Here is a 24,342-nt window from a genome sequence, read left to right on the forward strand (position 1 = left end):
CGGCGAAGGACATTGAAGGCGGGCTGCAACCCGGCGGGCATGACCCGAACCAGCGCGGGATCACGGTGCAGGGGGTGGAGCTGAATCTGACGGGGGCGGTGGACCCGTATTTCATGGGGAGTGCCAATCTGTTGTACAGTCTGGATGCCTCGGGGGAGTCGCACGTGGAATTGGAGGAGGCGTGGATGGAGACGTTGCAATTGCCGGCGGGGTTGCAGGTTCGGGCGGGTCAGTTCTACGCACCGTTCGGTCGGATCAACGGTCGGCATCCGCATCAATGGGGGTTTGTGGATGCGCCGTTGGTGACGGCGCGTTTAATGGGGCCGGACGGTTTGCGGAACCCCGGGGTCCAGGTGTCGTGGCTGTTGCCGATGGCAATTTATTCGCAGTTGTTTGTGGCTGTGCAGGACAGTCAGGGGGACGGGGCGGCTCCGTTTCGGGGCGGGGGTCATGTGCACGGGGAGGCGGGTTCGGGCGAACTGCCGCTGGGATTCCGGCCGTTGGAGAACGATCGCGGGGTTTCGGCCCTGAACGATCTGCTCTGGACGCTGCGTTACGCGGTATCGTGGGATCTGACGCCGCAGCAGACGATGCTGATGGGGGTGAGCGCGGCGTTGGGTCCGAATGCAAGCGGTGCGGCGGGGCAACCGGCCACGCAGATCTACGGGCTGGACCTGTATTGGAAATGGAAATCGCCGCGTGCGCATGCGGGGTTTCCATTCGTATCGCTTCAAGCCGAGGCCCTGATGCGGCGGTATGAGCTGGGTGCATTCGACTGGGCGGAGCACGCCGAACACGGTGAACCCTTCCTGGCGGAGGCGGGTTCTGGAGCACCGGCGTTTTTGCCCGCGGAAACGGTGAACGATTATGGTTTTTACACCGAACTCCTGTACGGTTTCCGGCGCGGCTGGGTGGTCGGGTTGCGGTTCGATTACGTGACCGGCGACCGGGGCGATTACGAGAAAGGCGGTTGGGTTTTTCAGGGTGAAGCGGTGGGCCGGGACCTGTTGCGGCGGGAACGCTGGCGGGTGAGTCCGAATCTGACCTGGTATCCCACTGAATATTCGAAGTTGCGTCTGCAGTACAACTACGACCGACGCAGGGACGTGGGTGAGGACCATTCACTCTGGTTGCAGGTGGAGATGTCGCTGGGGGCGCATGCGGCGCATCAGTTTTGAGGAAGGAGGTGGAGAGGGATGATACGACGGTGGGTCGGGATCGGTCTGGCGGTCTGGATGTGTCTGACGGCCGGGGTGGCGATCGCGCGGCTACAGGTGGTGGCGACGACGGCGGACCTGGCTGCGCTGGTGCGGAGTGTTGGCGGCGACCGTGTGGAGGTGTTGACGTTGGCGCGGCCGACGGAGGACCCGCATTTTGTGGATCCGCGGCCGAGTTATCTTGTACGGCTGTCGCGGGCGGATGCCCTGGTGTACGGGGGCGCCGGGCTGGAGGCGGCGTGGTTGACGCCGTTGATTCAGCGGGCGGCCAATGCGCGGATTTTGCCGGCGGCACGGGGTCACGTACGCTGTTGCGAGGGGGTGACGTTGTTGGAGGCACCGGCGCAGTTGGATCGCTCCCAGGGCGACGTGCATCCCCTGGGGAATCCGCATTTTTTGACGGATCCAGAGAACGCGCGGGTTGTGGTGCATCATCTGGCTGACACGTTTGCCGAGCTGGATCCGGAAGGGGCGGAGGAATATCGGAAGAACGAGAAGGCGTTCCTGCTGGATCTGGATCGGAGGCTGCCCGGTTGGTTGGAACAATTACGGCCTCATGCGGGGGCGCGGCTGGCGGCGTACCACAATGCGTGGCCGTATTTTGCGCGACGGTTCGGGTTGCGGATTGACCTGTTTTTGGAACCCAAGCCGGGGATTCCGCCCTCGGCGGCGCATCTGGCGCGAGTGATCGCGGAGATGAAGGCTGACGGGGTACGGGCGATTCTGGTGGAGCCGTACCAGGATCGGCGTGTGGCGGAGCGGGTGGCGGCCGAGACCGGGGCACGGATTGTGCCGGTGACCCAGTATCCGGGTGGATTGAAAGGGACCGAGGGTGGGTACCTCGAATTGATGGACTATCTGGTGCGGGCGATGGCCGGGGCGCTGAGTACCGGTTCCGGACCGGAGGTCCGGCGGTGAGGGTTTGGTGGGCCCGAGGATTTATGGATTCCTCCGGAGTTCACTGGCTGGATGTGATGCGGCTTTTGGGGCCGCCCCTGGCCGCTGCGGTGGTGTTGCCGGGGCTTTTGGTGTATTACGGGCTGCACATCCTGCAGAGGGGAATTATCTTCATTGATCTGGCGTTGGCGCAGGTGGCCACGGTGGGGACGTGCGTGTGCATTTTGTTGGGGCACGAAGCCACCGACATGCATGCGTATGGATGGTCCCTGGGTTTTACCGTGGCGGGTGCGTTGTTGTTTACGTGGTTGCGGGAGCCCCGTCACGGTCGGGTGCCGCTGGAAGCGTTGATCGGGATCGTCTATGTGGTGGCGGCGGCGACGAGCGTGCTGCTTTTGAGCCGTGCGCCGCATGGTCGTGAGGAGCTGCAGAAGACGCTGGTGGGCGACCTGTTGACCGTGTCCTGGCCGATGGTGTTGCGGACGGGTGCGTTGTATGCGGTGATGGCCGGGGCGCACTTGATCTGGCGACGGCAATTTTTGCAATTAACTTTTGACCGTGCGGGTGCGTTGGCGGCGGGTGTTCCGGTGCGGCTGTGGGATTTTTGGTTTTACCTGTTGTTCGGTCTGTTGGTGACCACGTTTGTGCATGTGGGCGGGGTGTTGCTGGTGTTTTCGTATCTGATCATACCCGCGGTGTGCGGGCGGCTCCTGAGCGGTTCACTGGGTGTGGCGTTGGTCTGGGGATGGCTGGTGGCAGTGGCGGGTGGGGCGGGTGGCCTGGTCGTTTCGTATCAGTTGGATGTGCCCGGCGGGGCTGCGGTGGTGTGTGCGCTGGGGGTATTGTTGGGGGTGTGTGCGGTGGGGGTAGCGCTCCGGCAGGCCGTGGCCCGGCGTCCGGATTCCGGCATGGCCCGGGTCCGGGACTGATCAGCCGGGTTGAGGGAGCGTGAAGGTCTCGCCGACCTGGCGGAGGGCGAGTCGGTCGGGTTCCTGTTGCAGGGCGGCTTCGAGGCGTTGGATGGGTTCGTGGATGGGTTCTTCGCTGAGGATGAAGACCTCGTGGTGCATGGGCACGAAGTAGCGGGCGCCTGCGGCGTCGGCCATTCGGACGGCCTGTTCGGGAGTGCAATGGTTCCAGATCCACGGCTGGTAGGCTGCGATGGGCATGATGGCGAGGGCGTAGGGGCCGGCGGGTCGAAGCCGGGCGAAGGACTCGGTCATGGCGGTGTCACCGCCGAAGATGAGGGCGGTTCCTTCACGGCGGAGGATGTAAGCGTTATAGCCGCGCGGTTTGCCGTCGGGCCATCGTTGGCCCCAATGTCTGACCTCGAAGGCTTCGATGTGGATTTCGCCGGCCGTGGTCTGGAGGGTGACCGATTCGCCCCAGCCGAGCTCGGTGATTTTGCGGCCGCCGGCGTCGTGGATGAGGTCGGAGGTGTCTTTGGCGGTAACGACGGGCAGGTCTTGACGAAGGAGTCGTCGCAAGGTGCGCATGTCGAGGTGGTCCATGTGCGCATGGGACAGGAGGATGAGGTCCAAGGGCGGTAGTTCCGGAATTGTCAGCGCCGGGGCGATGAGTCGTTTGGGGCCGACAGTGCCCAGCCGCAGGTCGGGACCGATGCGAGACAAAAGGACCGGGTCGGTGAGAATACGAACACCGTAGAAGTTGAGCAGGAGGGTGGCGTGGCCGATCAAGGCGAGGGTGACGCGGTCGTTGGACCAGTGGTCGGGTTGAGGGCGGTGCGGTGCGGGATTGATTGGGTGACGACTGCCAAAGAGGAGGCGTCGAGTCCAGCGGGCGGTGCGGGTTTGAGACCCCCAGAGCCAGGCCGCCCCGCCGGCGGTGGCGACGGCGGTGCCGAGTGTCCACAACAGGAACTTGCGCCGACTCGATTTCACGCGATCAACATGTCGCGTGGTGGTGGCCTGTCAACCGGTCGGGGGCGACAGTTGAGGCCGGAGCTGACAGGGGGGCGTGCGGGGGTGCGCACTCTCGGTCAGACGTCGCAGATTTGAATGGCCTGGCGAAGGGAGGCCAGTTTATCGGGGCGCCTGGGTACGAATTCCTGGGCGACGAATCCCTTGAATCCGGTGGCGACGATGGCCTGCATGATGCGCGGGTAGTAGAGTTCCTGGGTCTCGTCAATTTCGTTGCGCCCCGGCACGCCGCCGGTGTGGTAGTGGTCGATGTACTGATGGTTTTCCCGGATGGTGTCGCAGATGTCACCCTCCATGATTTGCATGTGGAAGATGTCGTAGAGGAGCTTGAACCGTTCGGAGCTGAGGCGCTTGACCAATTCGACCCCCCAAGCGGTGCGGTCGCACATGTAGTCGCGGTGGCTGCGCTTGCTGTTGAGCAGTTCCATGCAGAGCGTCACCTTGTATTTTTCGGCGACGGGGAGGATGCGTTTGAGGCCAATCTCGCAGTTTTTGAGTCCCTGCTCGTCGTCGAGCCCATCGCGGTTACCGGAGAAACAGATGAGTCGTTCGAAGCCGGCCTCGGCGGTTTCGCGGATTCGTTGTTCGTAGGCTTGGACGAGTTTGTCGTGGTGCTCGACGCGGTTCCAGGCGCGGGTGATACCGCCCAGGCCGTCAATGGTGGGGTTGCTGACCATGCTGCAGACCAGGCCGTACTTTTTGAGGACAGGGAACTCGTTGGGGCCGACGAGGTCAATGCCTTCCAATCCCATTTCCTTGCCGGCCCGGCACAGCTCTTCCAGAGGGATGTCCTGGTAACACCATCGGCAGGCTGCGTGGCGGATGCGGCCCTTGAGTTTGACGGGGCCGGTTTCCTGGGCGGTGGTGGAAGGGGCCAGGACCGAACCGGAAGCAACCGCGGCAGCGGTGGTTGCCAGCGTTTTGATGGCGGATCGACGAGAAATGCGTGCGCTCATGCACCTATTCTTGCAGAGGCGGGGATGATGTCCACCCGAAACGGTGGCCGGGTGAACTCGTTTCGGCGGGCGGGGCGGGGTGTTGAGTCAAAAGGGCGAGCGGTCCGGGAACACGGGGCCGGGTGAGGGCGAAATCGGTTCGCGGAGGGTTTTCCGAGTGGGGGGCGGGGACTGTCACGTTATCGCGGCTGATCCGATGCCGTTTCGGCCGGTTCGCGCACCGGCTGGCCGGCCTCGTAAAGTTGGAGCAATTGCCGGTTGCGTTCGGCGAGATGGGTTTGGCCGAGTTCGTTGGCGCGTTCGATGGCTTTTTGAGCCGTGGCGATGGCGTCGCTGAACCGGCCGACTTCGGCGTAGGCGGCGGCCAGGGTGCCCAGGATGATGGGTACTTGTTGGCTGGTTAATTGTGCGGCCCGCTCGGCCAGTTGGACGGCCAGGGCGCCGTCGCGGAGGGCGGCGTTGGTGTGGGTGGCGAGGATCCAGGCGAGGTTGTTCAGCAATGGTACGTCGTCGGGCATTCGGGGGAGCGCCCGTCGGTAATGTTCCACGGCCTTTTCGGCATGTCCCCGACTGAGTTCCACATGCCCCAGGTGGGCGTGGGCCAGAGGGTCATCGGGGCGGGATTGGAGGACTTGTTGCAGGTGCTGTTCGGCGGCGGTGTTCTGGCCGAGTTGGGATCGGAGCACGCCAAGCCGCAGGTGGATTTCAATCGAGTTGGTTTGTTGGGTCAGGGCCTGTTCGTAAGCCTGGCAGGCGGCTTCAAGGTCTCCCCGGAGCGCGAGCACGGCGCCCAAGCCCTGGAGGGCCGGGGCGAGCCCGGGTTTGAGCTCGAGCAGTCGTCGGTAAGAGAGCACGGCGTCGTCCCAATGACCCGCCTGGTGCTGGGCACGGGCCAGGGTGAACCATGCGCCCACGTGCATGGGCCAGAGTTCGACCGCACGGCGGGCGGCGCGAATGGCGTCTTCCCACTGACTCTGTTCGCTGGAGACGACTGCGAGGCCGTGCCAGGCGTCGGGGTAGGACGGGTTGCATTGAATGGCCCGTTCAAATGCCTGGCGTGCCTGTTTCCAGTCCTGACGGCGTAGGTACACGTTACCCAGGGTGTTATGGGCTTCGGCGAAGTTGGGTCGGAGTGCCAGGGCTTCCTCGCACAGCCGGCGGGCCTCTTCGAGTCGGCCCTGGTCCAGACGTACAGTGGCCAGCTGCGTAAGGGCCAGATGGTTTCGCGGGTTGACGCGCAGGGTATGCTCGGCCAGGGAGCCCATGTCGCGCCAGTGGAGAAGCTGTTCGCGGGTGAGCCCGGCACTGACCGCCATGAGCACGACGGAAGCCAGGGCGGTGGCGGGGCGGAGTCGGGGGGCCCTGGCGACGGCCGACGCGATGCACCAGATGCCCGCCCAGAGAATGCCGATTTGTGGCAGGTAGGTGTAGCGATCGGCCATGGCTTGTTCGCCCACCTGAACCAGGCCGATCACCGGGACGAGGGTGCCGAGGAACCAGAGCCATCCGGCGATCAACCAGGGACTGCGCCTGCGCCACAGGAGTGTGGTCAGGGTGATCAGGGTGAGAACCCCCAGTAACTGCCAGACGACGGGATCCGACCACGAGCGCGGCTCGTAGGGATAGAACGGGGCGAGGTTGACGGGCAGGAACGTCTTTTCCAGGTAAGCGACGTAGGAGGTCACGGCCCGGGCGAGTCGCGCTGAGAGGGGTAGGACCTCGAGGGGCACGGTGGCGCCGGAGGCCGATTGTGCGCGCAGGGTGATGATGGAACTGGCGGCGGCCAGCAGGAAGAAGGGGATTTTTTCGAGCACCAAGCGGGTCCATGACTCCGGTGCGCCGCGGGTGCCCGGGATGCGCGGGTCGGGGTGGATCAGCGCGGGCGTGCGTTGCAGCGGCCAGTAATCGAGCAACAACATCACGCAAGGGAGGGTGACCAACATGGGCTTGGCCATCAGGCCCAGGGCCAAAAGGAGCCACGCTAGCCCGTAACGGGTCCAGAAAGCCGGCGCGGTTCCCCCGTGGTTGGACCTGGCGCGGACTGCTGCGGTGTAGGCCCAGAGCGCGGCCAATCCGAAGGCCAGGCTGAGAACGTCCTTCCGTTCAGCAACCCAGGCGACCGATTCCACCCTGAGGGGATGCCAGGCCCACAGTGCAGCCACGATCCACGCCAGTGCAGGGCGCGACGTCAGGGAACCGAGCCAGGCAAAAAGAAGTGCGGCGTTCAGGGCATGCCAGAAGGCGTTGATCAAGTGATGGGCCCCCGGGTTGAGCCCGAACCACTGGCAATCCAGCATGTGCGAGATCCAGGTGAGCGGATGCCAGTTGCTGGAGTGCACCTGAGTGAAGGCCCAGTGGAGGCTCTCCCGGGTCAGACCGGCCTGGACGCGCGGATTGGCCGTGACGTAGTCGGGGTCGTCGAAGTTGATGAAATCGAAAGACCGGACCGGCGCGTAGAGGGCCAGGGTGACGAGGAAGAGCACGGCTGCGGCGGCCGCGAGACCGGCGGGCCGCAGACGACCCGGGCTCAGGCCGTTGGGGGACGGGGCTGACGGGACCTCGGGACGCACGCGGCTCATGCGGGACAGTGCGGTTGTGATGGGGCGGACACCGTGGCGGCCCGGAGTAACCCGCCGAATGCGCGGCCGACCGGTGGGTTTTGCACCCCTGGGATGGGAGCGGTCATGGACCGGGCCTGCTGCTGAGGATGATTTGGAGGGCGGTGGAGCCGCCGGGCGGCAGGGTGAGGGCATTGTCGGCCACGTTGCCGCATTCGACGCAGACCATGTGGAGGTACTCGTCGTCGCCGAGGTCGGGCAAGGATCGGGCACGGTCGGGCCCGGGATTCCAGATGATCGTGCTGGCCGAGCCGTTCTTTTCGACCCGGACGGTACGTTGGAGGACGGGGTCGTGGACTTCGACGGGCCGAGCGGTGTTGAGGTAGATGCGGTCCACTTCGTCCTGGATGGTGACTCGGGGTGCGGTGTCGCGGGCGCGTCGCCCACCCGTGGTGGCGTCGAGGTATTCGGTGTCCTGGAGGCCGGTGATCCAGATCTGACGCACATCGCCCACGGTCAGGTAGGTCTGGAGGCAGAGTTCGAAGGTGAAGGGCCGTTCGGATTGGTTGGTGACCCGGACCTCCACCGTCAGGGTGTCCCGGATGACCAGCTCGCTTTCCACGGCGCAGGCGGGGCAATCGGGACCACCCTCCACTTCGGGCATGCGCAGGCAGAGTCGGAGGGAACCGTCCAATCCCGTGGCCAGCTCGCTCAGGGCCCAGTCCCGGAGGCGTGCGATGCCGTGCCGGTGCGGGCGACCTTCGGGCTGGCCGAACCAGGGAAAGATGACAGGGATGCCCCCGCGGATGGGCACCCCTGGTTCAAACCGGCTGCACTGGCTGGTGAAAAGGATGGGCGGTTCACCCTCCTTTTGGAAGTGGGTGACCTGACCGCCGTGCAGGTAGAGCTCGGCCCGGCTCCAGCGGGTGAGGATTTCCAGCATGGGCAGTTCCCCGCGTCCGTTCAGGAAGGCCACATGATTGGCCAGGGATGGTGTGGTGCCGTTCATAAGCCGCGCACGGACCATCGTAGTCCGGGCCGCCGGCCCCTACACGCAAAAAGTTGCGGCGCCCGGGCGCAGGGCAGGCCTTGCCAGAGCCGAGGGGGAAACCCCAGCATCCGGCCGATGCGGATGCGGTGGACACGATGGACCGGGTTGGGCTGGGCGGGCATGGGATTGGCTGCGCTGGCCGGGTTGGTGTGGGGTTTGTGGCACGGCGACGGATTGGTCTATCTGCCCGCACATGAGGGGCGATCGTGGTGGGTGGCGCCGCGGTCGGCCACGGCTGAAATGCATTTCGAGGGAGAGGTGGGCCGAGTGTTCCGCGCGCAGCTGGAGTGGGATGAGGCCCGGCTGCCGGTGGAAGTGCGGGTGGCGGTGTTGCGATCTGGCGAGGTGCGGGTGAACGGCGCACGTGTGGAGGGTCTCCGGTTGGACGGGCGGCATTGGAAGCGGCCGCGGTCGGCCGACTTGGGGCCGTATCTGTCCCGGGGTACCAATGAAATCACGATTTGCGTGACCAATCCCGCGGGACCCGCGGCCATGTGGGCGGTCTTGCGGGCCGGTCGGGAGCGACAGGAACTGCCGCTGGCCTGGGAGTTTGTGGGTGCGGACGGGCGCACGGTCCCCGCGCAGCTGGCGGAGGCGCGTATGGAATCGGGGCCCGAAGGGTATTTGCGGCCCTTTGCCACGCTGCCGGAGGCGGCACCGTCGCCGGGCTGGTTGCTCGGTTTATTGCTGGTCGTGGTGGGAGGCTGTGTTTGGGTGGGTAGGTCTGCGTGTAAATCCGACCGCCTGTGGTTGAAACCCTTGCGAGGGCCGGCCGGGGACGTGTGCCTGGTCGCGGCGGTGGGTGTGGCCTGGGTGCTGTTGTTTGTGCATAACCTGCCGCAGCTGCCGCGGGTATACGGTTTCGATGCGGAGGGGCACGAGGCTTACATCCGCCTGGTGCAAGAGGAGCGGCGATTACCGTTGGCGGATGAAGGATGGCAGATGTACCAGCCGCCCCTGTACTACCTGCTCGGGGCGGTGGTTCTGGAGCTGGCGGGCCTGACGGTTGCGGAGGATTTGGCGTCGGTGTTGCTGCGGGCGATGAACGGGCTGGTGGGTTTTGGCCATGCCTGTCTGGTGTTTTGGGTATTGCGGGAGCTGTTTCCGGAGGTGCGGTGGCCGGGGCGGGTGGGTTTTTTGCTGGCCAGTGCGTTGCCGGCCCATTTGGTGGTGACGCAATATGTGACGAACGAACCCCTGGCGGCGTTTTGGGTGAGCCTGGGTCTGGCGCTGACCTTGCGGGCGCGTCGGTGCGGCGATCATCCGGGTTGGGCAGCGGCGGCAGGGGCAGCGCTGGGGCTGGCGATGTTGACGAAGTTTTCGACACTCCCTGCGGTGGCGCTTGTGCTGGCCCTCTGGTGGTCCGGGTTGGGTCGGCCGGCAAAAGAACCGGGTGCCGCCGGTGGTGGGGCGGGTCGGTGGGCGGTTTGTTTGGGTTGGGCCCTGGCCGTGTTTCTGGTGGTTTGTGGGTGGCACTATGGACGGGTGTGGCTGCATTTTGGCCGGCCTTTGGTGGGGAATTGGGATTTGCCCGGACAAACGTGGTGGCAGGATCCGGGGTATCGTGTGGCTGCGCATTATGCACGGTTTGGCGAGGCCCTGGTACGGCCGTGGTTCAGCGGCTTGGAGAGTTTTTGGGATGGGCTGTATGCCACTCTCTGGGGCGATGGTTTGGCGAGCAGTGCCTCCTGGCTGGTTTTCCGTCCGCCGTGGAATGAGTCATGGGCGGCGGTGGCGTGGTGGTTGGGGCTGGTTTGGACTCTTGTGATCCTGGTGGGGATGGTCTCGGGTTTTGGGTCTATGGTGAGGGGGCGCCCCGGTTGGGAATGGTTCGGCCCGAGCCTGGTGGGTGTTTATTTATGGGCGCTATTGTACATGTCGGCGCGGGTTCCTTCGTATGCCCAAGTGAAGGCGTTTTATGCGTTGCCGGCGCTGTCCGGGCTGGCGGTGGTGGTGGTTCAGGGGTGGCGGCGGTTGGCCGGCGCCTCGGGCGTGCGGCACGGGCTGTTGACCGGGCTCTTGGTAACCTGGTGGGTGGTGAGTTTTGGTTCGTTTTGGATTCCCGTGCAGCATCCCCAAACAGTCCTGGTTCAGGCCCTATGGGCGCTGGACCGTGGCGACGGGGAGCGGGCTCTGACGTTGTTTCAAGAGGCCATGGTGCGGGATCCGGTGCGACCGGAATTGAGACTGGCACTGGCTCGTGCGGTGGAGGCGCGGCCCGGCGATGTGGCATTGCAGGGGTTGTACGGGACCGTGTTGGAGGCGCACGGTTTGTGGGCGGAAGCGCTGGCGGTGCGGAAAACGGCGGTGGATCGTGCACCGGATCGGGCCGAGGCTTGGAACAATCTTGCCTGGACGTTGGTGACCGTGCCGGAGCCCGCGTTGCGGGACCCTGCCGCAGCGGTGCGATACGCGCGTCAGGCATGCGAACTGAGCGGCTGGCGCGAGCCGACCTGTGTGGGGACGCTGGCGGCGGCACTGGCAGCGGCGGGTGAGTTTGAGGAGGCGACCACCCGCGCGGAGCAGGCGATCGCGCTGGCGCGACAACAGGGGCGGTTGGACCTGGTGGAACGGAACGAACGATATCGGGAGGCGTATCGCGCGGGCCGTTTGCCCGCGTTTCGGCAGGAATTTGGGAGGTGAACCCCGCGGGACCGGCGACCGGTGGGGCAGGGCAAGGCCGGGTCGGGGGTCATGTTATGGAGGGATTCGAGCCGTGACGGCCGGTGGGCGCGTGGGTGCGGGGGATGGCGGAGAGGGGATGGCCAACGGGCGTTTGACCTTTCGGGTGGGGGCCGCCTACACTCGCGGCCGATATGAAGATCCTGGTGTGCGACCCGATTGCTCCCAAGGGCATCGAACTGTTGAAGGCGCGGCCTGAATTTCAGGTGGAGGTGCTGTCCCGGCGGCACTCGGAGGAGGAACTGTTGCCGTTGGTCTCCGATGCGGTGGCTCTGGTGGTGCGTTCAGAGACCAGGGTGACCCGGCGGGTGATTGAGGCGGCCAGGTCGTTGCGCGTGGTGGGGCGCGCCGGGGTGGGGGTGGATAATGTGGATGTGGAGGCGGCCACCCAGCACGGCGTGGTGGTGATGAACACACCGGGGGGCAACACCATTTCCACCGCGGAGCTGACCATGGCCATGCTGCTGGCGCTGGCCCGAAAACTCCCGCAAGCCCATGCCAGCATGGTGGCGGGGCAGTGGGATCGAAAGCAGTTTTCCGGCATTGAGTTGGCGGGGAAAAAGCTGGGGATCCTGGGTCTGGGTCGGATCGGCAGCGAGGTGGCCAAACGTGCCCTGGCGTTTGGGATGGAGGTGTTCGGGTACGATCCGTTTCTGGCGGATGCGCGGGTGAAGTCCCTCGGGGTGAGACTGGTCAACGAGGTGGATGAGCTGTATCGGGTGGCCGACTTCATCACGGTACACATGCCGGTGACGGAGCTGACGCGCGGGATGTTGAACGCGTCGGCGTTTGCCCGCATGAAGCCCGGCGTGCGCCTGATCAATTGTGCGCGGGGGGAGATCATCGTGGAGGAGGACCTGCTGGCTGCGCTGGAGCGCGGGCAGGTGGCGGGGGCGGCCCTGGACGTGTACGCCACCGAACCGTTGCCGGCGGATCATCCGTTCCGGAAACATCCGGCCCTGATCCTGACGCCGCACCTGGGTGCGAGCACGAAGGAGGCCCAGGAGAAGTGCGGTGTGGAAGTGGCCGAGGTGATCACCTCGTACCTGTTGACGGGCGAGGTGCGGAACGCGGTGAACCTGCCGTACCTGGACGCGAAGACTTACGAGCAGGTCAAGCCCTATCTGGTTTTGGGGGAGAAACTGGGCCGGTTGCTGGGGCAGTTGGCGCCGGAACAGGTGGACCGGTTGTACATCACCTATGGGGGGCGGGCGCGCGAGTTGCCGAACGTGGATCCGGTGTCCCGGGCGGTTCTGATGGGGTTCCTTTCCCGAACCGGAATGGGGACGATCAACACGGTGAACGTGCGCAGCATTGCGGCCACGCTGGGGATCACGGTGGAAGAAAAGCGGTCGAACGAGCCGGTCACTTACAACGAGTGGTTGCATGTTCAGGTATTCCAGGGCGATCAAAAGGTGATCTCGGCCGGGGGCACGTTTTTCGGGTCGCCGCAAAATCCGCGCATTGTACGGCTGTACAGCATGCCGGTGGAGATTCCCATTTCCGGTCACATTCTCCTGTTGACCAACCGGGATCGACCGGGCATGGTCGGGCACATCGGTACCCTGCTGGGCCGGCACGGGATCAACATTGCCAGCATGAACCTGCACCGGGACGAGGCCGGGGGACGAGCTCTGACCGTCCTTCATTTGGACAATGCACCGGACCGGTCGGTTTTGGAGGAGCTGGAGCGGGATCCCGACATTGACAACGTACGGCTGGTTTACCTGTGAGGGGTGCCGCGGGCAAAAGGATCATTGCATGGACAAACCATATCCGTTGAGGACGCTGCGACTGACGCTGACCACCGTTCTTCTGGCCGGGCTGGCCTGGGCCCAGACGAACCCCACCACCACCAGTGCCGTGGCGGTGATGACCGAGTTGTTTGGCGACGAGGTCATTGCCCGCGGGAAGAGCTTCGAGATCAAGCGCAGTCAGTTGGACGCGGCGATGCTGAGTTTCAAGGCCCTGGTGGCGGCCCGGGGGCAGACGCTGCCGCCTGCCGCGGATCTGCAGGTGCAGCGGGAGCTGTTGCAGCAGTTGATCCGTGTGCAGATGCTGGTGGGCCGGGCCAAACCCGAGGACAAGGCCGAGGGCCGGCGCGTGGGCGAAAAGCGCTACGAACAGGTGCTGGAGCGGGCGGGTTCACTGGAGAACCTGACCCGGCAGCTCAAGTCGGTGGGGATCACCCCCGAGCAGCTCAAGGAGCGGCTGATTGAGGAGGCCACGGCGGAGGCGGTGATCCGGCGCGAGGTGCAGGTTAACGTCACGGACGATGACGTGCGGAAGTTTTACGAGGAAAACCCCGCGCAGTTTGAGGAGCCGGAGCGGCTGCGGGCGAGTCACCTGTTGTTGCGCACGGTGGATGCCACCACGCGGGAACCGTTGCCGGAGGAGGTTCGGCAGGCGAAGCGCAAACAGATTGAGGAGTTGCTGCAGCGCGCGCGATCGGGGGAGGATTTTGCCGCGTTGGTCCGGCAATATTCCGAGGATCCGGGGTCCAAGGATCGGGGTGGCGAGTATGTGTTTGCCCGGGGCCAGATGGTGCCCGAGTTCGAGGTGGCCGCCTGGAGCCTGCAACCGGGGCAGATCAGCGACGTGGTCACCACGCAGTTCGGTTACCACATCATCAAGTTGCTGGAACGGCTGCCTGCGCGACGGGTGCCCTTCGACGAAGTGAAGGAACAGATTCGCGATTATCTGACGACGCAGGCGATTCAGAAGGCCCTCCCGGATTACGTGCGCAAGATCCGTGCGCAGGAAAACGTGGAGGTGCTGGTGGAGGATCTGAAGCCCGTGGAACAGGCGGACCTGCCGCCGAGTTCGACCAACAACCCCGCCGCGCCGGCGACCCGTTAGGTGAGCCCGGCGGGTGGTTTTCCCGGGCGACAGTCCGGTGCCTTTCGGTGCCCGGGAGGGGGGTTACCCCTCGAGCAATTCGCGTTGCCAGCGCATAAGGCGCGGGGCGTGGGTTTCCCAGTCACGGGCCAGCTCCACCAACACGCTTCGGGGCGCGATGAGCGATGGTTCGAGCCCCAGCTCGTGGGCCTTTGCGTTGCGTCGGGCTTCCAGCTGTTCCAACCGCGCCTGTTCGACCTCTGTGAGGCGGCGACCCGTGCCGCGGCGAAGTTCCGGCCATTGATCCGGAGGTACGGCCAGGCCGCGGGCGATGGCCTGCTCCAAGCCGGCCTTGCGCCGGGCTGAAAACCGTGGCGGGACGAGCTCCTGCCAGGGCTGTCCGTCCACCGCCGCGGCAGCGATCCGACTCAGCGTTTCATGCGAGAGGATGAAGAACGGCGGGCGATTGGACGCGTGGGCTTCCTCCTCGCGCCATTGCCAGAGTTCCCGCAGCACGGCCAACCCGCGCCGACTGAGCAGGTGACTGCCCTTGACGCGCCAGACCTGGTCGGGATCCACCACGGGATCGCAGGCGGCGTCCTGGATCAGGCGCCGGCAGGCTTCCTCATGCCAGCTGAGTCGGCCCCGGGCGAGGAGGTCCTGGCGGAGTCGATCGGCCAGGGGTTTCAGGTAGCGGGTGTCGTTGCGGGCGTAGGCTTCCATGCGGGGTGTGAGGGGACGGCGTGACCAGTCGGCCTTTTGCATGGATTTGTCCAGTCGGACCCCCAGGAATTTCTCCAGCAGGGCGCCGAGGCTGAAGTTGCGTTCGCCCAGCAGGCGTGCGGCCAGCATGGTGTCGAAGACCGCGCTGGGCGCGAATCGACCGGCACGCCACAGCAGCCGCAGGTCGTAATCCGCCCCGTGCATGATGAGGTCGTGCCCCGCCAGCGCGTCCAGCAAGGGACGCAGGTCCAGGCCCGCCAGGGGGTCGATTAGACGGTCGCCGGTGGGCGTGCTGATCTGGATCAGACACAGTTTTTCCGGGTATGCGTGCAAACTGTCCGCTTCGGTGTCGACTGCCACCCAGGGAGCTGCCCGCAGCACCGGGAGGTAGGCTTCCAACGCTTCCGGTGTGTCAATCACGCGCCGCAATATGGGCAAAGCACCGCCTCCTTGCCAAGAGCCGGTCTGGGAGATGACCGGGCTCCGGATGTCGTGGCCGTGACATTGATGCCGCCTGGGGCGAGCCCGCTTCTCCGGACGGAGGCATGCTCCTAGTGGTACCGGTTGGGGCAGGGTTCAGACCGGGGTGCATGGGCGATCGGGCATTCAGCCGGTGCGGCGGGGCAGGTGAGGTGTAGAGAGAGTGTCAGAAGGACCGGCGGGACGACCCCCGGACGCCTGCCGGAGATCCCACGGTTTTTGAGCCGGCACTTGCATTTCCGCTCAACCCTCAGCATGCTCCCCTCAGAGGGGCTGCTTCCGCAGAACCCGTACAAGGCGCGTCCCAGGAATGTCGGTCATGAGCACGTTGCCGGAACACGAATTCGATCTGGAAAAGCTCTTCCTGCCGGCTTGGGCGACCGAACCGTCCAAGCCGACGGTCAGTTCCCGTGCCCGCGAGGAGACCGGGGAGGGCGAACGCAAGGGGACCCGGGGCGGACGCGGGAGGGGACGTGCCGCCGGGCCCAAGGGCCCTGCGGGTCGTGCGGGCGCCCCGGCGGGGTCACGACCTGCGGCCTCGGCGGCCCGTCCGGCCCCCACATCCGCCGGTGCGGGGGCCACCCCGGCCAGACCGGCACGGCCGCCCCTGCCGGAGCTGGAGGTTCGGTTGGTTCCTGATCCGAAAGGTGTGGACCAGGTGGCCCGTCGGATCCGGAGCACCGGTCGGGCGTTTCCCTTGTTCGACATTGCCAGGCTGTTCCTGGAAAAGCCCGAGCGGTACAGCGTGGAGATCAGTGTCAAAAAGAAACCGGACGGGACGGTCCGGCAATCCCTGTACGTGTGTGCCCTGGACGAGACGCCGTGGTTGTCGGTGGACGAGGTGGTGGCCCACGTGCTGCAGAAGTATTTCGACACCTTCTACCAGGCGGAGCGCACCCCGACCGAGCCGCCGAAGGGCAAGTACACGTTCGTGGCCCAATGCGGCTATAGCGGAGTCATCCTGGGTCCTCCGAATCATCACGATTATCCGCAGCGGCTGCGGCAGCTGCATGCGGAACGGTTTTCCCACATCCCGTTCGAGACCTACAAGGCGCGGGTCAAGATCGTGCGGGACGAGGCGGTGGTCAAACAGTGGCTGGAGGAGCAGAGTTGGAAGACCGAGTACGTTTGCTTGAACGTGCCGGAGCCGCTGCGTTTGGGGAGTCGGGAGGCCGTGGAACGGCACTTCCGGGAGGTACATGCGCCCAACATTGTTCGGGAAGTGGATCTGGTCACGCTGAGCGGTCAGGCGGCGCAGCAGATTCCGTGTCGGCCCCTGGCGCGACTGGTCCGGCACACGTTGGAAGAGCAGAAGCGGTTCCCGCTCCAGATTGCCACGGCGTTGAGCCAGCAGTTTGCGGCGCACGGGTTGCAGTTCTTCAAGGTCAATCGCACGATCACCCACGTGGCGGTTGCCCGGCCGCATTACCTGGACATTGAAAACACACCGGTTTCGATCAACGTGAAGCGGATTGTCCAGTACATCCTGGAGCATCCGCACTGTACCCGCCGGCAACTCATCGAAGCTCTGGCGCCATCGCCCCAGCCCGCCCAACCTGCTGCAGCATCGGAGTCCGCGGCCGGTGGATCGTCCGAAGGAAGCGCCACCGGACAGGCGCCCGAAGGTACACAGGCCACTTCCCAAACCGCGTCGCCCCTGCCCACGCCGGAGCAGACCCAGCTCATCGCTGATTTGCACTGGCTCATCCATCAGGGGCACGTAATCGAGTTTTCGTCGGGGGCCCTGGAGGTGGCCAAGAAACCGGCACCCAAACCTGCCAAGCCGGCCGCACAGCCTGCGAAAGAACAACAAGCCGGGCCAACGGCCGATTCCGGTACGGCAGAGTCGGCGGGTGAGGCCGGGTCGGTGCCCGCTGCGGAGACCACCGGCGCCGGTCCGGGCTCGGCTGGTCCGGTCGGAGCCGTGTCGGGCTCGGACTTGCCTGAGAGGGCCCGGCCAGCGGCGACGGTAGAGGAGACCTCGGACACGCCGAAGACGTCAGGCTCGCCGGTGACCTCGGAACAAGCCGCTGTTTCGGGCGGGGCCGGTGCTGAACCCGGCTCCACCGGTCCGGCCGAAATCGCGGGTGCAGGTTCCGTGGAGGTCCAGCGGGGGCCGGGAGACGCGCCGACCGGGGAACAGGCCCGAGTAACCCCGTCTGAGGCCGATGCGCACAAGGCTGCAGAAGACGGCATTGTCCCAAGCGAGGCTGGCGGTGCGGTGGCGGCTGTAATTGACCCGGCTGGGTCTGGCAGCCAGCAGCAGGAAACAACACCGCAGGGTGCTACGGAGTGTCAACCCTCCCGGCCTACGGAGCCGAAGCCGCAGGGTTAGACCGGATTTTGAACTGTCCTACCGAGCCCACTAACCCAGGCGTGGGATAGGGTTGGCGATCCGCTTTTCGGGGGATTTCCTGGCGAGGATGGCCCCAAGCGATCCGAGGGCGCGGTTTTCTGATTGCGGACGGGGTGGCGTGTGGACGAGCGAAGCCCATGGGTGGTGCGGGGGGGCTTGCCGGCTTGACCCGGCGAATTCGCAGGATCCAGCCCTTGCGAGGTTGAGCGTCCCGCCCGTACTTTCCCGGCATGTCCGAGGACACCATTGCCGCCATTGCAACCCCGCCCGGTGAGGGTGGGCTGGCCGTGATTCGGATTTCCGGGCCGCACGCACTGGCGATCGCCGATCGCGTATTCCAACCCGCGGGTTCCCGGGCGCGGAAACCGTCAGAAGCCCCCACGCACACGCTGCACTACGGCTTTGTGCACCGCGGGGGCAGGCGTATTGACGAAGTTCTGCTGGCGGTGATGCGGCGTCCGCGGACCTATACGCGCGAGGACGTCGTGGAGATTTCCTGTCACGGAGGTCTGTTGGTGGCGCGGCTGGTCTTGCAGGCGGTGCTGGAACAGGGCGCGCGATTGGCTCAACCGGGTGAGTTCACCCGGCGGGCCTTCTTGAACGGGCGGCTCGACCTGACCCAGGCAGAGGCGGTGGCGGATCTGATCGCCGCGCGTACCGAGCGGGCCCTGGCGGCGGCGCGCGAACAACTTGAGGGTGGCTTGTCCCGGAAGCTCCATCGGTTGCGGGACGATTTGATGTTGGCCCTGGCGCACCTTGAGGCCCAACTGGATTTCCCCGAAGAGGACATTGCGCCCGACACCCGGGAGGGCATCCTCCAGCGGCTTCAAGCGGGGTTGCAACTGGTGGAGGAACTGCTGCGCTCGGCGGAGGAGGGCCGAATCCTGCGTCAGGGCATCCGGGCCGCCATCGTCGGCCGACCCAACGTGGGCAAGTCCAGCCTGCTGAACCTGCTGCTGGGCCAGGACCGCGCGATTGTATCGCCCCGGCCCGGCACAACCCGTGACACCATCGAAGAAACCGCCAACATCCGCGGCATTCCGGTGGTGCTGGTGGACACGGCCGGGGTGCGCGAGGCCGGCGATGAGATTGAACAGGAGGGAATCCGCCGCAGCCACCGGGCGGTCGAAACCGCCGATCTGCTGCTGCACGTATTCGACCGGTCGGAACCGTGGACCCCCGAAGACCAACAGCTCTGGGAATGGTTTCGGCACCGGAAACGGCTGTTGGTGCTCAACAAGGCGGACCTGCCGTGCCGGCTGGTCCTGCCGCCCTCCGACGAACCGCGCGTGGAAATCTCCTGCCGCACCGGCGAAGGACTTGAGCGGCTGAAAACGTGCATGGAAAACCTGATCTGGTCGGGCACAGCGCCCCGCGCCGAGGCCCCGGAAGCCTGCATCAACGCCCGGCATCAGGCCATCCTGCTACGCGCACGAACCGCACTGGAGCATGCCCTGGGAGCGCTCCATGACCAGTTGCCGCTGGACCTCGTGGCCGTGGATCTGCGGGCTGCGACAGATGCCGTGGGTGAGATCGTGGGCCAGACGGCCACCGAAGACCTTCTGGACATCATTTTCAGCCGCTTTTGCATTGGCAAATGACGCCCTTCCAGCAGGCTGGTGGATTCGAAGCCCATCCCCCTCTGCATCAGGCGCGAGGGGGCCCGGTCAGGTTGCCCGTGGATCGTCCCCGGGCCACGACCGTGCCCACAGCCCACGTGGCCGCAGCCCCTGACAAGGCGTACCACTGCCATGAGATCCGGGCGGTAAAACCGACCAGGAGCATGAAAACGACGCCGGCGAGCAATCCGATGAGCGCTGCGGATGAATCCACCCGGCGAGGGGCCAGGGTCAAAAGAAACAGCCCGAGCACGGGGCCGCTGGTAAAGGAGGCCAGGGCCAGCGCCATGTCCACCACGCGGGTCTCCGTTCGGGCGGTGGCGAGTGCCACCCCCACCTGCAGCAATCCCCAAAACACCGTCGACCAGCGGGCCGATCCCACCGCTCGGATCCCGTGATTCGCCACCCCGGCGGTGGGTGTGCGGTGGAAATCGGTGAGGGACGCCGTGGCCAGGGAGTTCAACGAGGAAGAGAGAGTGCTCATGGCGGCGGCGAACACGGCTGCGACCACCAGGCCCCGAATCCCCGGCGGCAGCCCGGTCACCACAAACCATGGGAAGACGCGGTCAGGACGCTCCACCACGGCCCCGGGCAGGGCGGCACCGGTGGAGTGCCACGCGTACAGCATCGTGCCGATGGTCAGGAACAGGGTGAACTGCAGCAGGATCACGGCCCCGCTACCGAGCAGGGCCCGGGCCGCTTCGCGCGCATTGCGGGCCGAAAGGTATCGCTGGACCATCAGTTGGTCGGTCCCGTGGGTGGCCGTGGTCAGGAAGGCCCCACCCACCAAACCCGCCCAAAAGGTGTAGCTCCGGCCCGGGTCCAGGTCGAAATCGAAGACCCGGAACTTGTCGTGCGCGTGTCCGATTTCCAGCACGGTTTCCCAGCCGCCCGGGATTTGGGACAGAAGCACCGCCGCGGCGGCGATCGCCCCGCCCAGATAAATGAGCAGCTGCAACAGGTCGGTCCAGATCACCGCCTTCATCCCCCCCATGCAGGTGTAGAACACCGTTACGAGGCCGATCAGCCCGATCGCCACCGGATCCGACCACGACGTCAGTGCGGTCAGCACGAGGGCCGTGGCCATGAGCCGAATACCGTCAGCCACGGACCGCGTGGCCAGAAAGATCGCCGAAGCGGCCCGGCGCACCCGGTGGTCGAACCTTTGCTCGAGCGCCTGATAGACGGTGAACAATTCACCCCGGAAATACCGGGGCAACAACAGCGTCACCACCAGCACACGTCCCAAAACCGAGCCCAGTGCCAGGGAAAGGAAGGTCCAGTTGCCGCCCTCGCCGCGGCTGTTGGGGGCAAAGGCAAACGCGGGCACGCTCAGGAAGGTAACCGTGGAGGTTTCCGTCGCCACGATGGAGGCGAGGATGGCCCACCAGGGGGCACGGCGACCGGACAAGCAATAATCGCGCAGGTCGCGGGAGCGCCGGCCGACAGACCAGCCGATGCCCACCACCCCTGCCAGATAAACCGCCAGGATTGTCAGATCCAGTGCGTCCAAAACCGCATGCCGGGAGGGACGGCCCGGGCGACTCCGACCGGGGCCGGCCGGGGGACCGGGTTCACAGCAGCCGGCCCTGGGCCTGGTCCTGCAGGAGCGCCTCCACAAGGCCGGGTCGGTGTGCCCGGCGCCGTTCCATGATTTGCTTGTCCAGGGCCGGGTCGTAGGACACGGGGTACTCCCCGTTGTAACAGGCCAGGCAGAGGCTGTCCCGGGCACGGCCCACGGCCTTCACCATCCCTTCCAGCGAAAGGTACGCCAGGGAATCGGCTTTCAGATATTCCCGGATTTCGTCCAGGGAATGGTTGGCCGCCATGAGCTTGCTCCGGTCAGGGAAATCAATGCCGTAGACGCACGGGTGCATGTGGGGCGGACAACTGACCCGGACATGGACCTCGCGGGCGCCGGCTTCCTTCAGTGTGTTGACGCGCGCCTTGCAGGTGGTGCCGCGCACGATTGAATCGTCCACCACCACTACGCGTTTGCCGCGGACCAGGTCGCGGATCAGGTTGAGTTTCACGCGCACGTTGAAATCGCGGATCAACTGAGACGGCTGCAGGAAGCTGCGGCCCACGTAGTGGTTGCGGACAAAGGCCATTTCGAACGGGATGCCCGATTCCAGCGAATAGCCCAGGGCCGCGGAATTGCCGCTGTCCGGCACCGGAATCACCAGGTCCGCCTCCACCGGATGCTCCCGGGCCAGTTGCCGGCCCATTTCCACCCGGGCCAGATGAACGTTCCGACCCTCCAGCACGCTGTCCGGCCGGGCAAAATACACGTACTCAAAAACACAAAACGCGCGCCGCTGGTGCTCGGGAAAGGCCTGCAGGCTGATCAGGCCGCCATCGCGCAGGATCAGGATCTCGCCGGGGGCGATGTCGCGCTCGAACTCCGCGTGAATCAGGTCAAAGGCACACGTTTCGCTCGACACCACCCAGGCGCCATCCACGCGTCCCAGGGCCAGGGGCCGAAACCCGTGCGGGTCGCGCACGGCAATCAGTTCCGTCTCGGTCATGATCAGGAGGGAGAACGCGCCCTCAAGGCGCCGGATGGCATGCACGAGCGAGTTGGCCGAGCCGTTTGGCCCGGGCTGCGCCAGCAGATGCAGCACAATCTCGCTGTCCACCGTGGTTTGGAAGATGGATCCCGCCGACTCCAACTGCTCGCGCAACCGGGCCGCATTGGTGAGGTTGCCGTTGTGTGCCACGGCGATCTGGCCGCGCGCACAGTCCACCGTCAGCGGTTGCGCGTTCCGGAAATGGGAGGAACCCGTGGTGGAGTAGCGGGTGTGGCCGATGGCCATGTGCCCCGGCAGACGCTGGAGCGCCGCGGCGTCGAAAACCTGCGGCACCAACCCCATCCCCTTGTGCACGTGAAACTGCCGGCCGTCCGATGTGACGATGCCCGCGCTTTCCTGGCCGCGATGCTGCAGTGCAAAAAGTCCGTAATAGGTCAGCTCCGCCGCTTTCGGATGCCCGAAAACGCCGAACACGCCGCAGTAGTGTTTGGGGTACGGTTGCATCGCCGCCTGCCTGAAATGGGCGCCGTTATCCGACCACAATCGGCTTCTGCAGGCAAGTGTGAACCCGGACGGCCGACAACGCAAACGGTCCGGGAGAGGCGGTCCCTCCGCCGGCCTGCCCGGCGCGGATTTCACCTTGCACAAAAGGCTTGCCGGGGTGTTACCGGTTGATATCATAGCGATATGAAAGAGAAATCAAACCTCGAGGTCGGCGGTGATCCGGGACGCAAACCCAGCCGGGAAACGGGGGTCACTGCGCCCAACGGCTGGGTCATGCTGGCCATCAACTTTCTCCTCTGCCTCGCAGCGATTTGGCTGCTCTATGGTTCCATCCGGCAGGGTGTGCTCGGGAGTTTTCCCATGGGCCGCTTCCTGTCGGGCACGCTGCTGGCGGCTTTCGCGGCGCTCATGTGTTCCGGGCACTTTGCGCTGGAACCCAATCAGGCCCGGGTTTTGATCCTCTTCGGGGCCTACCACGGGACGGTCAAGCAGAGCGGATTTCATTGGGCCAACCCGTTTTACAGTCGGGGGACCAGGGTCTCGCTGCGTGCGCACAACACGAGCACCGAGAAACTCAAGGTGAACGATAAGCGGGGGAACCCGATTGAGATCGCGGCGGTGGTGGTGTGGCGGGTGGCGGACACGGCGCGGGCGGTGTTTGATGTGGAGGATTACCATCAGTACGTGGACGTGCAGAGCGAGGCGGCCGTCCGTCAGATGGCCTCGGCATATCCGTACGACCAAACCGAGGAGGGTGAGGTGGCCCTGCGCAGCCACACGGCCGAGGTGGCCGCGCATCTGCAGGAGGAACTGCAACGGCGGCTGGCGATTGCCGGAGTGGAGGTGCTCGAGGCGCGCATCACCCACCTGGCGTATGCGCCGGAGATTGCCCAGGCCATGCTCCGCCGACAACAGGCGGAGGCGGTGATTGCGGCCCGGCAAAAGATTGTGCAAGGCGCCGTGAGCATGGTGGAGATGGCCCTGACGGATCTGGCCTCGCGCAACGTGGTGGCGCTGGACGACGAGCGTCGGGCCGCGATGGTGAGCAATCTCCTGGTGGTGTTGTGCGGTGAAACCGGCGTGACGCCGGTGGTGAACACCGGCACGCTCTACACCTGAGCGGTACCGGGCCCGGGAGGCGCCTGCTCCGAAGGGAGGAACGTTGGCATGAACAGCATCTCGAAATCGTACGAACCCCGGGAGTTTGGAGCGCCCTGGGGTTGGGGGAATCGTTTGACCACGGCCATTGTTCTGGTGGTGGCAGTGGTGACGCCGGTTTTGGTGGCCGGCGCACAGCAGCCGCGTTCGCGGGGATGGGCCTGGGTGAGTGTGTTTTCCATCTGGGTGATCCTGGGTTTGTGTGCGCTGTTTGCCGTGCGGGGTTACGCCCTGCGCCACGGTGAACTTTGGATTCGCCGCCCCTTTTGGTGGACGCGAATTCCGCTGGACGGCCTGAGGTCGGCGCGGGTGGATCCGGACGCGTTGCGAGGGGCGGTGCGGTTGTGGGGCATGGGCGGGTTTTTGGCGATCGTTGGCTGGTTTTACAGCAAGCGCCTGGGCCGGTTTCGGGCCTGGGTGACGGATTCGAGCCGCTGCGTGGTGTTGGAGTGGGACGGTCGAACGGTGGTGATCAGCCCCGCGGATCCGGCGGCGTTCGTTCGTGCGCTGGGTTTTGAACCCGAACCGGTGCGACGGCAACTCTGATGGCGGGACGCAAGGCATTCTTGTTGCGGGTGGACCCCGAGCTGTTGCGGGAGCTTGAAGCTTGGGCCCAGCAGGAGTTGCGCAGCCTCAACGGTCAGATCGAGTATTTGTTGCGGCAGGCAGTCCAGCAGCGGCGTCGGCGCCTGCTGCGACAACAGGGAACCTCGACCGAGCCATCATCGACACCGTCGGAACCGTCCTCAGGACCGCAGTAGTGGTCCCGGCTGCGGTTCGGCCACCGGGTGGATCGGGGGCTTTGTTGGGGGCTTGCCGGAGTGGCAGGGTC

At 65.5% G+C, this 24,342-nt stretch carries 18 protein-coding genes; 11 read left to right on the forward strand and 7 right to left on the reverse strand.

Annotation, left to right across the window (positions count from 1 at the left end):
* The 3 genes from G4L39_RS02200 to G4L39_RS02210 form a co-directional block, all read left to right on the forward strand.
* A partial coding sequence (locus tag G4L39_RS02200; protein ID WP_165105558.1) for a porin family protein occupies nucleotides 1-1,178 on the forward strand: 1,178 nt, incomplete at its 5' end.
* Nucleotides 1,179-1,196: 18 nt separating this feature from the next.
* Complete coding sequence (locus G4L39_RS02205; RefSeq protein ID WP_240893736.1) at nucleotides 1,197-2,135, forward strand: metal ABC transporter substrate-binding protein; 939 nt, start codon at nucleotides 1,197-1,199, stop codon at nucleotides 2,133-2,135.
* A gap of 23 nt (nucleotides 2,136-2,158) precedes the next feature.
* Complete coding sequence (locus G4L39_RS02210; protein WP_165105560.1) at nucleotides 2,159-3,043, forward strand: metal ABC transporter permease; 885 nt, start codon at nucleotides 2,159-2,161, stop codon at nucleotides 3,041-3,043.
* On the opposite strand, the gene G4L39_RS02215 is transcribed toward G4L39_RS02210, so the two are convergent.
* The 4 genes from G4L39_RS02215 to G4L39_RS02230 all read right to left on the reverse strand — a co-directional run bounded on the left by G4L39_RS02215 (nucleotide 3,044) and on the right by G4L39_RS02230 (nucleotide 8,577).
* Nucleotides 3,044-4,015 (reverse strand): MBL fold metallo-hydrolase, encoded by a 972-nt coding sequence (locus tag G4L39_RS02215; RefSeq protein ID WP_165105561.1) that lies wholly within the window; start codon nucleotides 4,013-4,015, stop codon nucleotides 3,044-3,046. It lies immediately after the preceding gene.
* A 98-nt stretch (nucleotides 4,016-4,113) separates the two neighbouring features.
* Nucleotides 4,114-5,010 (reverse strand): hydroxypyruvate isomerase family protein, encoded by an 897-nt coding sequence (locus G4L39_RS02220; RefSeq protein WP_165105562.1) that lies wholly within the window; start codon nucleotides 5,008-5,010, stop codon nucleotides 4,114-4,116.
* A 179-nt stretch (nucleotides 5,011-5,189) separates the two neighbouring features.
* Nucleotides 5,190-7,589 carry a tetratricopeptide repeat protein gene (locus G4L39_RS02225; protein WP_165105564.1) on the reverse strand — a complete coding sequence of 800 codons (2,400 nt, stop codon included), beginning with the start codon at nucleotides 7,587-7,589 and terminating at the stop codon, nucleotides 5,190-5,192.
* Nucleotides 7,590-7,692: 103 nt separating this feature from the next.
* Nucleotides 7,693-8,577: a D-hexose-6-phosphate mutarotase gene (locus G4L39_RS02230; protein WP_165105565.1), complete on the reverse strand. Its 885-nt coding sequence runs from the start codon at nucleotides 8,575-8,577 to the stop codon at nucleotides 7,693-7,695.
* 123 nt (nucleotides 8,578-8,700) lie between these two features.
* Here G4L39_RS02230 and G4L39_RS02235 point away from each other — a divergent pair, with 123 nt between their 5' ends.
* The 3 genes from G4L39_RS02235 to G4L39_RS02245 all read left to right on the forward strand — a co-directional run bounded on the left by G4L39_RS02235 (nucleotide 8,701) and on the right by G4L39_RS02245 (nucleotide 14,160).
* A complete protein-coding gene (locus G4L39_RS02235) occupies nucleotides 8,701-11,262 on the forward strand; it encodes a phospholipid carrier-dependent glycosyltransferase (protein WP_165105566.1) in 2,562 nt (853 codons plus the stop codon).
* A gap of 173 nt (nucleotides 11,263-11,435) precedes the next feature.
* Nucleotides 11,436-13,034 (forward strand): phosphoglycerate dehydrogenase, encoded by a 1,599-nt coding sequence (serA, locus tag G4L39_RS02240; RefSeq protein WP_165105568.1) that lies wholly within the window; start codon nucleotides 11,436-11,438, stop codon nucleotides 13,032-13,034.
* A gap of 28 nt (nucleotides 13,035-13,062) precedes the next feature.
* The gene (locus tag G4L39_RS02245) at nucleotides 13,063-14,160 is read left to right on the forward strand and encodes a peptidylprolyl isomerase (RefSeq protein WP_165105569.1); all 1,098 of its coding nucleotides are present in this window, start codon (nucleotides 13,063-13,065) and stop codon (nucleotides 14,158-14,160) included.
* Between the two features lie 63 nt (nucleotides 14,161-14,223).
* Here G4L39_RS02245 and G4L39_RS02250 read toward each other — a convergent pair whose 3' ends face one another.
* A complete protein-coding gene (locus G4L39_RS02250; RefSeq protein WP_165105571.1) occupies nucleotides 14,224-15,282 on the reverse strand; it encodes an HRDC domain-containing protein in 1,059 nt (352 codons plus the stop codon).
* A 379-nt stretch (nucleotides 15,283-15,661) separates the two neighbouring features.
* Between G4L39_RS02250 and G4L39_RS02255 the strand changes: the two genes are divergently transcribed.
* Both G4L39_RS02255 and mnmE read left to right on the forward strand, forming a co-directional pair.
* Nucleotides 15,662-17,677, forward strand: coding sequence for a hypothetical protein (locus G4L39_RS02255; RefSeq protein ID WP_165105572.1), 2,016 nt, complete (start codon nucleotides 15,662-15,664; stop codon nucleotides 17,675-17,677).
* A gap of 251 nt (nucleotides 17,678-17,928) precedes the next feature.
* A complete protein-coding gene (mnmE, locus tag G4L39_RS02260) occupies nucleotides 17,929-19,299 on the forward strand; it encodes a tRNA uridine-5-carboxymethylaminomethyl(34) synthesis GTPase MnmE (protein ID WP_165105574.1) in 1,371 nt (456 codons plus the stop codon).
* Nucleotides 19,300-19,345: 46 nt separating this feature from the next.
* Here mnmE and G4L39_RS02265 read toward each other — a convergent pair whose 3' ends face one another.
* The gene (locus tag G4L39_RS02265) at nucleotides 19,346-20,830 is read right to left on the reverse strand and encodes a sodium:solute symporter (RefSeq protein ID WP_165105576.1); all 1,485 of its coding nucleotides are present in this window, start codon (nucleotides 20,828-20,830) and stop codon (nucleotides 19,346-19,348) included.
* A 61-nt stretch (nucleotides 20,831-20,891) separates the two neighbouring features.
* On the reverse strand, nucleotides 20,892-22,352 hold the full coding sequence (gene purF, locus G4L39_RS02270; protein WP_165105578.1) for an amidophosphoribosyltransferase: 1,461 nt from the start codon (nucleotides 22,350-22,352) through the stop codon (nucleotides 20,892-20,894).
* 183 nt (nucleotides 22,353-22,535) lie between these two features.
* Here purF and G4L39_RS02275 point away from each other — a divergent pair, with 183 nt between their 5' ends.
* From G4L39_RS02275 to G4L39_RS02285, 3 genes are read left to right on the forward strand one after another with little or no spacing between them, the layout of a single operon-like run.
* On the forward strand, nucleotides 22,536-23,471 hold the full coding sequence (locus tag G4L39_RS02275) for an SPFH domain-containing protein (protein WP_205880715.1): 936 nt from the start codon (nucleotides 22,536-22,538) through the stop codon (nucleotides 23,469-23,471).
* A gap of 48 nt (nucleotides 23,472-23,519) precedes the next feature.
* On the forward strand, nucleotides 23,520-24,056 hold the full coding sequence (locus tag G4L39_RS02280) for a PH domain-containing protein (protein WP_165105579.1): 537 nt from the start codon (nucleotides 23,520-23,522) through the stop codon (nucleotides 24,054-24,056).
* Complete coding sequence (locus G4L39_RS02285) at nucleotides 24,056-24,271, forward strand: type II toxin-antitoxin system antitoxin (protein WP_165105580.1); 216 nt, start codon at nucleotides 24,056-24,058, stop codon at nucleotides 24,269-24,271. The genes G4L39_RS02280 and G4L39_RS02285 overlap by 1 nt, the downstream gene beginning before the upstream one ends.
* Nucleotides 24,272-24,342: the final 71 nt, after the last annotated feature.

The organism is Limisphaera ngatamarikiensis (assembly GCF_011044775.1).
Lineage (GTDB): Bacteria > Verrucomicrobiota > Verrucomicrobiia > Limisphaerales > Limisphaeraceae > Limisphaera > Limisphaera ngatamarikiensis.